This is a genomic window from Acinetobacter baretiae (assembly GCF_015627105.1).
Taxonomy (GTDB): Bacteria; Pseudomonadota; Gammaproteobacteria; order Pseudomonadales; family Moraxellaceae; genus Acinetobacter; species Acinetobacter baretiae.
The window spans coordinates 63209-77100 of sequence record NZ_VTDM01000002.1 but is presented as its reverse complement, the minus strand read 5'-3'; the positions used below and the strand labels follow the sequence as shown (position 1 = coordinate 77100).

Below are 13892 nucleotides of genomic sequence, written 5' to 3'. Positions count from 1 at the left end.
CTCTCATATCTATACAACAATAGGTTGTCCAATGCATTGGCAATTGGGCAAAGCAGGGTACTTTATTCGTTATTTTCAGGCAAGACAATATTTAAAATAAGTGCAGCTATACCACCTGTGGCTACCCCAGAGCTAAAAATATTGCGCATGAGCTCAGGCATATGTTTTAAAAAGTCAGGTACTTGAGAAATGCCTAAACCTAAAGCTAAAGCAACGGCAATAATTAGCAGTGCTCTGCGGTCAAGTTTAATACTGGCTAAAATATTAATTCCTGAAGCTGCCACTGCACCAAACATTACAATGACTGCACCACCCAATACAGCCTGTGGTACGGCTTGAATAATGCCTGCAATTTTAGGAAATAAGCCTAAAATCACTAACATTGCAGCAATAAAAAGACCAACATAACGACTAGCCACACCTGTAATTTGAATCACACCATTATTTTGCGCAAATACAGAGCTTGGAAAAGTATTAAAAATACCTGCAATAAATGAGTTAACCCCATTAACTAATACACCACCTTTAATGCGCTGCATCCAAACAGGACCGCTTACAGGTTGCTGAGAGACTTTACTTGTTGCGGTAATATCACCAATTGCCTCTAAAGAGGTGACTAAATAAATAAAAGCTAAAGGAATAAACAAAGACCAATCGAAAGATATGCCAAAATGCAAAGGGGATGGCACTTGAAACGTGGGTGCGTTATAAAAACTATCAAAGTTTAAATGGCCAAGTAGACCTGCTAAAATGTAACCTGCGATAAGAGCAATAAATAATGATGCACTCTTGAGCCAAATAATACGTGTACGGTTAAGTAAAATAATTAGTGTTAATACAAAGCATGACATGAGTAGATTATCACCATTGGCAAAAGATCCATCTGCCATTGCACCATAACCACCACCCATACTAATCAAACCTTCCTTCACTAAAGTCAGACCAATTAATAAAACGACAACCCCCGTCACAAGTGGTGTAATCAGTTTTTTAATCCATGGTAGAATTTGTGACACGCCCATTTCAATAAAGGCACCTGCAATGACCACACCAAAAATGGCTGCCATAACGTGTTGGTAAGGTGTTCCATTGGCAATTATTAAGCTACCAATGGCCATAATTGGACCAATAAAGTTAAAACTTGTACCCTGAACAATCAGTAATCCTGCACCCAAAGGGCCGACTTTTTTGCATTGTAAAAAAGTGGCAATTCCTGAAATCACCAAAGACATCGATAAAATCATGGTGGTTTCATGTGCAGGCACTTTTAGTGCGCCACAAATTAAAAGACCTGGGGTTAAGATCGGTACAAGAATCGCAAATAAGTGCTGTAACGCTGCAAGTAATGTCACAGATGCTTTTGGGCGCTCATCAAGATGAATAATTAACTCCGACGAATGCTCTTTATGAGATGATAGTGGGTCAGACATAGAAAAGTGTGGTATAGTTTGGGAGTCGTTATTCTAATCGACTTACATGTCTTTACAAAATAAAACATGTGATTGAACCGAAAAAAGTGTGATTGTCAATTAAATGTCACTACTCAATGGTAGTGTTTTTTTGTATAATTTGCCCTCAAATTTTAGGCGTATCGAAATTCATGTCATCAGATATTAAAAATCTCCGTAATATTGCAATTATTGCGCACGTCGACCATGGTAAAACAACTTTGGTTGATAAACTTCTTCAACAATCAGGTGCTTTAGGTGATCGTGCAGGCGAGATTGAGCGTGTCATGGACTCGAATGCGCTTGAGAGTGAGCGTGGTATTACCATTCTTGCTAAAAACACGTCTATTACTTGGTTAGACAAGCGTACAGACACTACGTATCGCATTAACATTGTAGATACCCCAGGACACGCAGACTTCGGTGGTGAAGTTGAACGTGTAATGTCTATGGTTGACTGTGTACTACTTCTTGTCGATTCACAAGATGGCCCAATGCCACAAACACGTTTTGTAACGTCTAAGGCGTTTGCTCGTGGTTTAAAACCAATTGTTGTATTAAACAAAGTTGACCGTCCGGGCGCACGTCCTGATTGGGTAATGGATCAAGTATTTGATCTATTTGATAACCTTGGTGCAAACGATGAACAGCTTGACTTTCCAATCGTATACGCATCTGGTTTAAACGGTATTGCTGGTCGTGAAGTGGATAACCTTGCTCCAGACATGACTCCGTTGTTTGAAACGATTGTTGATATTGTTGAACCACCAAAAGTAGATGCTGATGGTCCATTCCAAATGCAAATTTCATCACTTGACTATAACAGTTTTGTTGGTGTAATTGGTGTTGGCCGTATTCAGCGTGGTTCAGTGAAATTAAATACTCAAGTGACTGTGATTGATAAAGAAGGTAAAACCCGTAACGGTCGTATCTTAAAAATCATGGGTTATCACGGCCTAGAGCGTGTAGATGTGGAATCTGCAGGCGCAGGTGATATCGTATGTATTACAGGTATTGATGCATTAAACATCTCTGATACGATTTGTGATCCGAAAAATGTGGAAGCATTACCGCCATTGTCTGTTGATGAACCAACAGTATCGATGACATTCCAAGTAAACAACTCACCATTTGCTGGTCGTGAAGGTAAATTTGTTACTTCGCGTAACATTCGTGAGCGTTTAGATCGTGAATTGATTCATAACGTGGCTTTACGTGTTGAAGATACAGACAGTCCAGACCGTTTCAAAGTATCAGGTCGTGGTGAGCTTCATTTATCTGTATTAATCGAAAACATGCGCCGTGAAGGCTTTGAGATGGGTGTATCTCGTCCTGAAGTGATCATGAAAGAAGTTGATGGTAAAATTGAAGAGCCATATGAAAATGTAACGTTTGATGTTGAAGAACAACATCAAGGCGCAATCATGGAGCAAATGGGCAACCGTAAAGGCGAAATGACCAACATGGAGCTTGACGGTAAAGGTCGTATGCGTATTGAAGCGACTGTTCCTTCTCGTGGCTTAATAGGTTTCCGCTCTGAATTCCTAACCATTACTTCTGGTTCAGGCATCATGACATCAAGCTTCTCGCATTATGGCCCTGCAAAGCAAGGTGCAGTTGCGAAGCGTCAAAATGGTGTACTTGTATCGATGGTTAACGGTACATGTTTAGCGTTTGCTTTGTTTACTCTACAAGACCGTGGTCGTTTATTTGCAGAACCACAGCTTGAAGTGTACGAAGGGATGATTGTGGGTATTAACTCTCGTTCAGACGACATGACAGTCAACCCAACTAAAGCGAAGCAATTAACGAACATGCGTGCATCTGGTACAGATGAAGCATTAACGTTAACGCCTGCAATTCGTATGACCCTTGAGCAAGCGCTTGAGTTCATCGAAGATGACGAGCTTGTTGAAGTAACACCAAAATCGATTCGTGTTCGTAAAAGATATTTAACTGAAAATGATCGTAAGCGTAATCGTGGTAAATAAGTAAGTACCATATTCTCGCATTTGAAAAAGCCATCTTTAAGATGGCTTTTTTATCTTCATATTTGTATATTTCATGTATTGATTTTTTTTGTTTGTCAGATAAACATGGTTTAATTAGTGTCAGTAAATAATTTTTAATAAATGGACTGATCCTGTCTAACTGATAATAATAGCGGAGATTAATATGAGTATCGTGAAGGAATTTCGTGAGTTTGCAATCAAGGGTAATATGATTGATCTTGCAATTGGTGTGATCATTGGTGGTGCTTTCGGAAAAATTGTCGATTCTTTAGTAAAAGATATTTTTATGCCAATTATTAGCTTGATTACAGGCGGTGGCGTTGACTTTACTCAGAAATTTTTTGTGTTAGGGCGTAATCCAAATAATTTGCAATCTTTAGCAGATTTACAAAAAGCGGGTATTAATGTTTTAACGTATGGTAATTTTATTACTATCTTCCTGAATTTTATTATTTTGGCATTTGTAGTATTTATGATGGTGCGCTTAATTAATAAAATGCGTCGTAAAGAAGAAGAAGCACCTGCAAAACCTGCACCAACCCCAGAAGATATTCAGTTACTTCGTGAAATTCGTGATGAATTAAAACGTAAAGATGCATAATTAACTTCTTGAAAAGCCACCCGAATGGGTGGCTTTTTTTGTTTGATATAAAGTGGAATAGTTAGTTATAACTGTGCTAATTTTAAGGTAAATACTTAAAAGTGATTTAATGATGTATGCTCCCCATCCAAATAAACAGCTTCATCAAGTGTTTAGTGAAAAACCATATCAGGGCTGTTGTCCAATTGCAGCAGAGTTTTTATTTATTGGTCTCGATGCAAATTATGCCAGTGATATAGAGAACCAGTTAATTTTCCCTAAGCTCATTGAATATCATCAAGATGCCGTTTTATTTTGGAAAAGATATGGTTTACATCATCCATTTTTATTGGACAGTTACAAAGGGAGTGGTCGGAAGTATCACAAAGAATTTGCTAAAATTGGAATATCTGCAAAGTATGCAGATAAAATTTCTTTTATTGAGGTATTGCATGTGCCAACAACAGGAAGAAATGTTTTAACATTGGCTGATTTAAATGATCATCATCTCGATTACATTAAACAAGCAATCTTTTCTCAGCAGAAGAAAGCTGTTTTTATATCAGATACTGTGTTTAGGTTATTGAAAAAAACAACTATGTTTGCATGGTTAAATGATGCAGTTGTTGTCACAAGTTCTGTACTGAAAGTATTTCATCAACCATTTCCAATGATCTATAAGCATTTGCACTTTTCGACATATGGTAAGTTTCAAGTGCAAAAAGAGGCCGAAATGAAAGCAATATTTGACATCATTTGCCAAGAAAATAAATGTTAATAGCTAGGGGCGTGTCCTCATTTGGAAAATAGCTCAAAAAATGGTTTTTTACCATTGAAATATAGCTGCTCAGCAAGAGTAGTGACCATAAATTAAACGATTTATCTGCTATTTAGACATGAATTTTCATCATAAAGTGATGAACTGGTTTGATTAAATGAAATGAGGACACGCTCTAATGTAATTAAAAGGGTTAAAAGTGAGACATACGAAATTTCACTTCAACTAAATGATAGCCAAATTTACTTTTAACAGGCCCTTGAATGGTTTTTTCAGGGGCAGAAAAAACCAATTTATCAATGACGGCAACGAGTTGTCCTTTTTTTATTTCACCCAATTCACCACCGCGCTTTGCTGAATTACAGGTCGAGTGTTGTTTGGCCAATTTTGCAAAATCTGCACCATCTGCAAGTTTTTTTTTCAGTTGTTGAGCAAGAGTAATATCCTTGACTAAAATATGACGAACAATGGCAGTACTCATAAGTAGTTTAGACCTTTAAGGGTTGGCATTGTGGACAAAATACGCTTGCACGTTGTCCAAGTTTAATATTTTCTAGTGTGGTTTCACAATTCACACACATTTCACCTGCACGTCCGTAAGCCAATAAGGTTTGTTGAAAATATCCATTTTCACCCACGGCATTGGTATAGTCTCGTAAGGTTGAGCCCCCAAGTTGTATTGCTTGAGCCAAAATACGTTTAATTTCTAAAGTGAGTTGTTCAATATGTTTTTCTTGGAGTGTATTTGCAGGTTGGGCAGGATGAATGCCGATATTAAATAAACTTTCTGTGGCATAAATATTGCCAACACCCACCACAACATGATTGTCCATGATCGCCACTTTAATTGGTGTTTTTTTACGTTGTAAAGCTTCTTTAAGGTACTTGGCATTAAATGCTGTACTGAGTGGTTCAGGCCCTAACGGTTGAATGAGTTTTTGTTGGGTATCTTCATTGAGCCATAAAATACAGCCAAATCGTCTTGGGTCATGGTAGCGTAGTTCGATGGTTTCAAATTGAATGACTAAATGATCATGTTTGCGTAGCGGTTCATCTAGTGCACATAATCTAAAGCTACCAGACATTCCTAAATGCCATAGCATACTGTGTGTTTCAAATTCGGCAAAAATATATTTAGAACGTCGAGATAACGAAGAGAGTCGTTGACCAATCAGTTGCTCTATGTCTGATGGCATAGGCCAGCGTAGTTTAGGCTGATAGACAGTGACGGCCATAACTTTTTGGTTCAATAGTGGTAATAAACTATTTTTTGTGGTCTCAACTTCAGGAAGCTCTGGCATATTGTAGAAATGGTCATTTAAATATGATGCGTTATTTTAGCATGCTTCGTTTTCTTGAGGGAATCGGTACTGATTTATCTGTGCAATGCCTGCTATACTTTGTCGTGATTGAAATCATAATAAAGCATAGTTAGGAATAAATAATGTCATTGTTACACAACAAAAGATACAACTTTACTTTGGCGTTATTGACCTATTGTATTGGACAACATCTATATGCAGATCCACTCGCGCCACGCGTTGAACATTTAGCCACAATTGTGGTCGATGCTACCCGTACAGATACGAATTATTTAACGACACCTGCCTCGGTATACCGCATTGATTCAGCGCCTTATAACAATAGTCTAGGGGTGAATTTAACCGAAGCTGTGCAAGGTGTTCCGAGTTTACAATTAAATAATCGACAAAATTATGCACAGGATTTACAGCTCTCTATGCGGGGGTTTGGTGCGCGTTCTACTTTTGGTGTGAGAGGAATTCGTATTTATGTGGATGGTATTCCTGCCACAATGCCTGATGGGCAAGGTCAAACATCTAATATTGATTTAAACAGTTTAGATCATGTTGAAGTATTGACAGGGGCATTTTCATCGCTGTATGGCAATTCTTCAGGAGGTACATTGTTGACCACAACAAAGGAAGGAAAAGGCCCAGACAGTGTCACAGTGAACTATAGTGGTGGAAGTCATGCAAGTCATCAATCGAATGTGGTTTTACAAGGTGGTTCAAATACAGCATCACAGCCTGCGTATGTAATCAGCTCTTCTTATTTTGATACCCAAGGTTTTAGAGATCATAGTGCAGCAAATAAAGTACAAAATAATGCAAAATTGACGTGGCGTTTAGATGATGGCAGTAAAATTAATTGGATCACCAACTATACTAAAATTAATGCCGATGACCCTATGGGTTTAACACGCCAAGATTGGTTGAAAAATGCGAAGCAAGCTGTGAGTTCCGCGTATACTTTTAATACTCGTAAAGCTGTTGAACAATTACAAACTGGCGCAACGTGGAATAAACCACTGACAGATCATCAATCTATTTCAGTGATGGGGTATGTTGGACAGCGACAAGTTACACAGTATCAATCTATTCCTAAAGCCAGCCAAACCAATCCTAAACAAGCAGGTGGCGTGATTGATTTTGATCGTCATTACTACGGTACAGATATGCGTTGGGTTGGGCGAAATTTATTGCCTAATACAACCTTGAATGTGGGGGTTGCTCTTGATGCAATGAATGAAAGCCGTAAGGGATATGAAAACTTTATTGGTAATCAGCTTGGAATTACAGGAAATTTACGCCGTGATGAAAATAATACGTTATGGAATATTGATCCATATATGCAAGCCTCTTGGCAATTTTTGCCAACATGGCGACTAGATACAGGATTACGTTATAGCAATGTACATTACAAGTCTAAAGATCATTACGTGACTTTAACCAATCCTAATGATAGTGGTCAAACAAAATACAATAAAGCATTGCCATCGGCTGCCATAAGTTGGCAAATTTTGCCGAATTTGATGGCTTATACAAGTTATGCAAAAGGGTTTGAAACACCGACATTTACAGAAATGGCTTATCGTACAGATCGTTTGTCTGGTTTTAATTTTGATCTATTGGCATCAAGCAGTGATAACTATGAGATTGGTTTGAAAACAGACAATATGCTGGGCTTTTTTACTCTAGCAGCTTTTCAGAGTCGTACAAAAAATGACATTGTTTCCGCAGGTAGCTTAGAGGGTCGTGCTACATTTCGTAATGCAGATCAAACGTTACGTGAAGGCATTGAGCTGAGCTGGAATAAGAAGTTATGGAAAGAATTAACAGCACGTGCAAGTTATAGTTATTTAGATGCCACATTCAATGCAGATATTCCTGCAAAAGGCAGTTTAACTCAAATTAATCGGGGAACGTATATTCCAGGTGTTGCAAAAAATCAGGCATTTACTCGCCTTGAGTGGCAACCTGAAACAGGGTTTCATGCAGGCATAGATCTTCGTTATACAGATCGGATGTATGTGGATGATCGAAACTCAGATTCAGCTCCAAGTTATGTCGTGACTGCATTAAATATAGGGTACAACTATAAGGTGAAAGATTGGTCATTTAATACCTATGCCCGTGTAGATAACCTATTTGATCGTCATTATATAGGTTCTGTGATTGTAAACGATGGCAATGCTCGATATTTTGAACCTGCAGATGGGCGAAATTGGAGTGCAGGACTGAGTATTAGTAAACCATTTTAAGTCAAACTTAGTGTGAAGAGAGGTTGTATATGAGTGAGTTATTTCAATCTATTGCGTTCGATTCATTGACTTTAGACAATAAAATAATTATTGCCCCAATGTGTCAGTACTCGGCTGTAGATGAAGGATGTTTGAGTTATTGGCATGAGCAACAATGGGCAAGTTATGCACTTTCTGGTGCAGGTTTGTGTATTGTAGAAGCGACAGCCGTTCACCCTGCAGGGCGGATTAGTTATGCAGATTTAGGCTTATGGAATGATGATCAAGCTGAACGCATGAAAGCATTACTGCATAAAATACGTGCAATTTCACCAATGCCATTTGCCATTCAACTAGCACATGCAGGAAGAAAAGCATCGACTGAACTTCCTTGGCGTGGCCGTGGGCAAATTGCAAAAAATGATGTTTTAGGTTGGCAAACGGTTGCACCTAGCCCGATTCCATTTTCTGCCGATGATGCTGTACCACATGAGTTGAGTATTAAAGAAATTAAAAGTATTCAACAAGATTTTGTCGCTGCTGCACAACGTGCTGTAGAAGCAGGTTTTTCATTAATTGAATTACACGCAGCACATGGGTATTTATTGCATCAATTTTTATCACCTTTGTCTAATCACCGTACAGATGAATATGGTGGCTCACTAGAAAATCGTGTGCGTATGCTGTTAGAAACATTTCAAGCCATTAAAGAGGTCGTGCCAACGCATTTCCCGATAGGTGTACGTGTTTCTGCAACAGATTGGATGCAAGTAGAGAGTTGGGATACTGCCTCGACAATATATGTATCACAAGTATTACAGCAATTAGGTGCAGCATACATTCATGTCTCTAGCGGTGGCTTACATGAACACCAAGTCATCGATGTGAAAGAAAATTATCAAGTACCTTTTGCTCAAAGTGTTAAAGAAGCGGTGCATATTCCTGTAATTGCAGTAGGGTTAATTACAGCACCTCAACAAGCTGAAGATATTTTGAAGCAACAACAAGCGGATGCTATTGCATTAGGACGAGTTATGCAATATAACCCACGTTGGCCATGGCATGCAGCTGCAACCTTGGGTGCGGAAATGAGAATTTCTCCACAATATATGCGATGCCAACCCCACGGTTTAAAAGATTTTTTTAAACCATTTAGAACGAGCTAAACTGATTTAGAGAGTGCCACGTGTTGCTGAGCATGATGTTACCCATTTTTATACTGATCCTAATGGGGTATGCCAGTGTTGGCATGAGGCTGATTCACTTAGATCAAATCAAAGTTTTAGGCACTTTTGTGATGAAGGTGTCTTTACCTGTATTTATGTTGTGTGCTTTATCTCAAGATCGAACATTTAATCATTTGTGGATATCTTCTTATTTTTCTGTATATGGCATATCCTCTTTAATTGTTTTTTTTATGGCATATTATTGCTTTAAACATTGGTTTATACAGCGTTCTGCATCTGCTTTAATTCTATCTTTAGGCGCAGCCACTTCAAATACAGGATTGGTCGGTACAGCAATTTTACCGCTATTGATTGGTCAAGAAGTCATGCATTATTTGGCGCTGACCATTTTGTTTGAAAGTTTTATTTTGACCAGCTTAATGCTGTTTTTAGCAGATTCAGGTCAATCATCTTCTACTCCATTTTCTATTTTATCTAAAAAAACACTACAGCATATCTTTAGAAACCCATTGGTTTTAGCGATTTTAATCGGTTTGCTATGCTCGATTTTTGAGTATGAGCCACCTTCATTTTTGATGGAGCCATTGGAATGGTTAGGAAAAGTATCTGCACCACTTGCTTTATTTGTTATTGGAGGCACACTCAGCAAGTTACGTTTAAGGCAAATAGATCGACAAGCAATTTGTTTAATGTCATTTAAAACCCTCATTTTGCCTGCATTGGTTTTTACGTTATTTACAATGCTTCCTAAGGTTGATGATGCCATGATTCATACTGCTGTGATTATTGCGATGCTTCCAATGCCTACCTTATTTATGACCTTAGGGCAAATTTATGGTATTGAAAAAAGAACTAATAATGCCTTTGTTTTAAGTAATATAACAGCACTGTGCGTACTGAGCGGTTGTATTTATTTTTGGTATTAGCCACTAAAATGGTCGAAAACAGTGATATTTAGTTCATGATGAGGGCAGTTTATTTCGCTGGGTAAATATAATAAATAGAAAATTAAATATTAAACTTAGATAATAGATATGAGTAAAAATCATAAATAGAAATTTTCTTTCAGCTGGTTTTTTAATTAAATATTATATATCAATAAGATAGATGTTTTTTGTTTTTTGGTATTTAGTCTTTAATCAGATAAGCATAGCAAGATTTATTTTATATTTTTATGGCATAAACAATTCTAAAAAATATACTTTTATAAAAAATGCACAAAAGATACGGTATATAAATCAATCAATAACTCTTTTGGTTTCACGAGTAAACACATGGAATATCAGCAAAAAAATTTAGCATGGGTCTTGGGCTTTACATCATTTTCGTATATGTACATGTGACTAAAAATAAATCTAACAGCACTTTTTTTTGATATTACTTTTTGAGGTCACATATGGCGTATTTAAAATCTTGGGCGACACTTACTTTAGCAACGATGAGTGTCGGTTTAACTGCATGTGCTGAAAAAAAAGCAGAACCAAATGCCACAACAGATATTCAAACATTGACGATTGGTTTTCAAAAAGCATCTTTGAGTTCGATTGTTTTAAAGTCTGAACAAGAATTACTTAAAAAACAATTTCCAAACACCCAAGTACAATGGCGTGAATTTCCTGCAGGCCCACAAATGCTTGAGGCACTTTCTGTAGGTGCGATTGATTTTGGTTCAGTTGGGAACACGCCACCTGTATTTGCTCAAGCTGCCAATAAAAATATTACCTATGTGGGGTATGAAAATATTCATCCTAAATGGCAATCGGTTTTAGTGCCTCAAGACAGTGATATTCAAACCATTGAGCAATTAAAAGGTAAACGTATTGCGGTACAAAAGGGATCTAGTGCTCATGATTTACTTGGGCGAGTATTGCAAAAAGCCAACTTGAAATGGTCTGATATTCAACCAATTTGGTTAGCACCTGCCGATGCACGTGCAGCATTTGATAAAAAATCGGTAGATGCATGGGTCATTTGGGAACCGTTTTTGAGTGCTGCTGAAGTCGAAGGTAAAGCACGTTCAATTGTAGATGGTTCAAGCTTTGAAACCACTTATAATTTTTTAATTAGTCGTCCAGATTTTGTAAAAGCACATCCAGAAGAAGTGAAAAAATTTATTAGTGTGTCTAATGATGCTGCACGTTGGATTGTTGACCATCCACAAGAAACACTTAAACTTTATTCACAAGCCATTGGTTTAAATGAAAATATTGCACAACGTGTATTAGATAAGCGTGACAAACCATCACTCATTCACAACATGACTGATAGTGTGACACAAGCGCAACAACAGATTGCAGACCGCTTTTATACAGAGCAATTAATTCCACAAAAGATCGATGTTCAGCACGCTGTTTTCAATGGTGCATCACAGTAAATTTACGAGGGTGGTATGAAAATTTTTTGGTTTATTCCAACACATGGCGACAGTCGTTATTTGGGTACAAGCAAAGGTGCTCGTCAAGTTGATCATGCATATATGAAGCAAATCGCTGTTGCAGCAGATCATTTAGGATATGAAGGGGTACTCATTCCGACAGGTCGTTCATGTGAAGATCCATGGATTGTTGCTGCAAGTTTAATTGATGCAACAACACGACTTAAATTTCTTGTAGCGCTACGCCCTGGTGTAACTACACCTGCATTAGCAGCACGTATGTCTGCAACGTTTGATCGTTTATCGGGTGGTCGTATATTACTTAATTTAGTGACAGGTGGTGATGAACAAGAGCTGAAAGGCGATGGAGTGTATGAAGATCATGCAACTCGCTATGAAACAGCACAAGAATATGTTCACATTTGGCGTGAAGTTTTAACGCGTTCACACACAGGTGAATCACTCACTTTTCATGGTCGACGTTTAAGTGTGGATGATGCCAAACTTTTATATCCGCCTATTCAAAAACCATATCCACCATTGTGGTTTGGTGGATCATCGGATGTCGCTACCGATTTAGCTGCTGAACAAGTAGATACTTATTTAACATGGGGTGAACCACCTGCGGCAGTCAAAGAAAAGTTGGCTGTGGTGCGTGAAAAAGCTCAAGCACGTGGTCGTACGCTAAATTATGGTATTCGATTACATGTGATTGTTCGTGAAACCAATGAACAAGCATGGGCAGCTGCCAATGAATTGATTGGGTATTTAGATGATGCCACCATAGAAGCTGCACAAAAAAAGTTTGCTCAAATGGATTCAGTGGGTCAACAACGTATGGCTGCACTGCATGGTGGTCGTAAAGATCGTTTAGAAGTGTCGCCAAATCTATGGGCGGGTATTGGTTTAGTGCGGGGCGGTGCGGGTACTGCTTTAGTGGGTGATGCGCAAACTGTTGCCGCACGTATTCAAGAGTATGCCGATTTAGGAATAGATACTTTCATTTTTTCAGGGTATCCGCATTTAGAAGAGTCGATTCGTTTTGCAGAATTGGTGTTTCCATTATTGCCATTAAAGTTACAGCAAAAACTCACCCAACCACATTTGACAGGGCCATTTGGTGAAATTGTTGCCAATAATTATACACCAGAGGAAAACACTAAAGCGAAGCAGGTGGCAACATGAGTCAAATCAAAAGGGCGTTACGGCAACCCGTAAAATACCTTTTGCCGTGGCTTGTACCCATAATATTGATTGTGCTGTGGCAAGTTGCATCGTCTTATGGTGTGTTGAGCGCACAAATACTACCTGCTCCAAGTGCGGTCGTGTTGGCATTTTGGCATTTATTGCTCAGTGGAGAGCTTTGGCAAAATGTTAAAGTCAGCGCAGGGCGAGCTTTGCTTGGGTTACTTGTAGGAGGTGGGTTAGGTTTTGTTCTTGGGCTGTTAAATGGCTCTTCAAAAATTGCCTCTACACTTTTCGATACCAGTATACAAATGGTACGTAATATTCCTGCATTGGCGCTAATTCCATTGGTCATTTTATGGTTTGGTATAGACGAATCTGCCAAATTATTTTTAGTTGCTGTAGGTGTATTTTTTCCAATTTATTTAAATACGTATCATGGCATTCGTTCTGTTGATCCAGAACTCATTGAAATGGGAAAAAGCTACGGTTTGAGCCGTTGGCAATTGTATAAAGATATTATTTTACCCGGTGCGATGCCGTCTATTTTAGTTGGACTACGTTTTTCACTCGGTTTAGTTTGGGTTCTTCTGATTGTTGCAGAAACTATTTCGGCACAAGCGGGTATTGGTTATATGACCATGAATGCCAGAGAATTTTTGCAAACAGATATTGTTTTGGTCGGTATTTTATTATACGCCTTATTGGGTAAATTGGCTGATGTGTTTGCGCAATATCTCGAACGTTATTTATTGCGCTGGCATGCTGGGTATCAGCGTAAATAGGA

Annotated in this window: 12 protein-coding genes; 9 read left to right on the top strand and 3 right to left on the bottom strand. The window is 38.3% G+C overall.

Features of this window, described 5'->3' with window-relative positions; all coding sequences use genetic code 11:
* Nucleotides 1-62: 62 nt before the first annotated feature.
* A complete protein-coding gene (locus I2F17_RS01140) occupies nt 63-1430 on the bottom strand; it encodes a uracil-xanthine permease family protein (protein ID WP_211138878.1) in 1368 nt (455 codons plus the stop codon).
* A gap of 170 nt (nt 1431-1600) precedes the next feature.
* On the opposite strand from I2F17_RS01140, the gene typA reads away from it, so the two are divergent.
* The 3 genes from typA to I2F17_RS01125 all read left to right on the top strand — a co-directional run bounded on the left by typA (nt 1601) and on the right by I2F17_RS01125 (nt 4818).
* A complete protein-coding gene (gene typA / locus I2F17_RS01135) occupies nt 1601-3439 on the top strand; it encodes a translational GTPase TypA (RefSeq protein WP_196423110.1) in 1839 nt (612 codons plus the stop codon).
* Nucleotides 3440-3623: 184 nt separating this feature from the next.
* Complete coding sequence (gene mscL, locus I2F17_RS01130) at nt 3624-4061, top strand: large conductance mechanosensitive channel protein MscL (RefSeq protein ID WP_196423111.1); 438 nt, start codon at nt 3624-3626, stop codon at nt 4059-4061.
* Between the two features lie 109 nt (nt 4062-4170).
* Nucleotides 4171-4818 (top strand): hypothetical protein, encoded by a 648-nt coding sequence (locus I2F17_RS01125; protein WP_235985891.1) that lies wholly within the window; start codon nt 4171-4173, stop codon nt 4816-4818.
* 193 nt (nt 4819-5011) lie between these two features.
* Here the strand turns inward: I2F17_RS01125 and I2F17_RS01120 are convergent, their stop codons facing one another.
* Both I2F17_RS01120 and mutM read right to left on the bottom strand, forming a co-directional pair.
* Nucleotides 5012-5299 (bottom strand): peptidylprolyl isomerase, encoded by a 288-nt coding sequence (locus I2F17_RS01120; RefSeq protein WP_211138877.1) that lies wholly within the window; start codon nt 5297-5299, stop codon nt 5012-5014.
* A gap of 7 nt (nt 5300-5306) precedes the next feature.
* Nucleotides 5307-6119: a bifunctional DNA-formamidopyrimidine glycosylase/DNA-(apurinic or apyrimidinic site) lyase gene (gene mutM / locus I2F17_RS01115; protein ID WP_196423113.1), complete on the bottom strand. Its 813-nt coding sequence runs from the start codon at nt 6117-6119 to the stop codon at nt 5307-5309.
* Nucleotides 6120-6262: 143 nt separating this feature from the next.
* Between mutM and I2F17_RS01110 the strand changes: the two genes are divergently transcribed.
* The 6 genes from I2F17_RS01110 (at nt 6263) to ssuC (ending at nt 13890) form a co-directional block, all read left to right on the top strand.
* Nucleotides 6263-8380 carry a TonB-dependent receptor gene (locus tag I2F17_RS01110; RefSeq protein ID WP_211138876.1) on the top strand — a complete coding sequence of 706 codons (2118 nt, stop codon included), beginning with the start codon at nt 6263-6265 and terminating at the stop codon, nt 8378-8380.
* Nucleotides 8381-8409: 29 nt separating this feature from the next.
* A complete protein-coding gene (locus I2F17_RS01105) occupies nt 8410-9525 on the top strand; it encodes an NADH:flavin oxidoreductase/NADH oxidase (RefSeq protein WP_196423115.1) in 1116 nt (371 codons plus the stop codon).
* Nucleotides 9526-9557: 32 nt separating this feature from the next.
* A complete protein-coding gene (locus I2F17_RS01100) occupies nt 9558-10472 on the top strand; it encodes an AEC family transporter (protein WP_211138875.1) in 915 nt (304 codons plus the stop codon).
* Nucleotides 10473-10942: 470 nt separating this feature from the next.
* Complete coding sequence (locus I2F17_RS01095) at nt 10943-11920, top strand: aliphatic sulfonate ABC transporter substrate-binding protein (RefSeq protein WP_196423117.1); 978 nt, start codon at nt 10943-10945, stop codon at nt 11918-11920.
* Between the two features lie 15 nt (nt 11921-11935).
* Nucleotides 11936-13105 carry an FMNH2-dependent alkanesulfonate monooxygenase gene (ssuD, locus tag I2F17_RS01090; protein ID WP_211138874.1) on the top strand — a complete coding sequence of 390 codons (1170 nt, stop codon included), beginning with the start codon at nt 11936-11938 and terminating at the stop codon, nt 13103-13105.
* Complete coding sequence (gene ssuC, locus I2F17_RS01085; RefSeq protein WP_196423119.1) at nt 13102-13890, top strand: aliphatic sulfonate ABC transporter permease SsuC; 789 nt, start codon at nt 13102-13104, stop codon at nt 13888-13890. The genes ssuD and ssuC overlap by 4 nt, the downstream gene beginning before the upstream one ends.
* Nucleotides 13891-13892: the final 2 nt, after the last annotated feature.

Coding starts and splice junctions, on each gene's coding strand:
- I2F17_RS01105 (WP_196423115.1), top strand. CDS start 8,410: ATGAGTGAGTTATTTCAATCTATTGCGTTCGATTCATTGACTTTAGAC.
- I2F17_RS01125 (WP_235985891.1), top strand. CDS start 4,171: ATGATGTATGCTCCCCATCCAAATAAACAGCTTCATCAAGTGTTTAGT.
- I2F17_RS01095 (WP_196423117.1), top strand. CDS start 10,943: ATGGCGTATTTAAAATCTTGGGCGACACTTACTTTAGCAACGATGAGT.
- I2F17_RS01140 (WP_211138878.1), bottom strand. CDS start 1,430: ATGTCTGACCCACTATCATCTCATAAAGAGCATTCGTCGGAGTTAATT.
- mutM (WP_196423113.1), bottom strand. CDS start 6,119: ATGCCAGAGCTTCCTGAAGTTGAGACCACAAAAAATAGTTTATTACCA.
- I2F17_RS01120 (WP_211138877.1), bottom strand. CDS start 5,299: ATGAGTACTGCCATTGTTCGTCATATTTTAGTCAAGGATATTACTCTT.
- typA (WP_196423110.1), top strand. CDS start 1,601: ATGTCATCAGATATTAAAAATCTCCGTAATATTGCAATTATTGCGCAC.
- mscL (WP_196423111.1), top strand. CDS start 3,624: ATGAGTATCGTGAAGGAATTTCGTGAGTTTGCAATCAAGGGTAATATG.
- ssuD (WP_211138874.1), top strand. CDS start 11,936: ATGAAAATTTTTTGGTTTATTCCAACACATGGCGACAGTCGTTATTTG.
- I2F17_RS01110 (WP_211138876.1), top strand. CDS start 6,263: ATGTCATTGTTACACAACAAAAGATACAACTTTACTTTGGCGTTATTG.
- ssuC (WP_196423119.1), top strand. CDS start 13,102: ATGAGTCAAATCAAAAGGGCGTTACGGCAACCCGTAAAATACCTTTTG.
- I2F17_RS01100 (WP_211138875.1), top strand. CDS start 9,558: ATGATGTTACCCATTTTTATACTGATCCTAATGGGGTATGCCAGTGTT.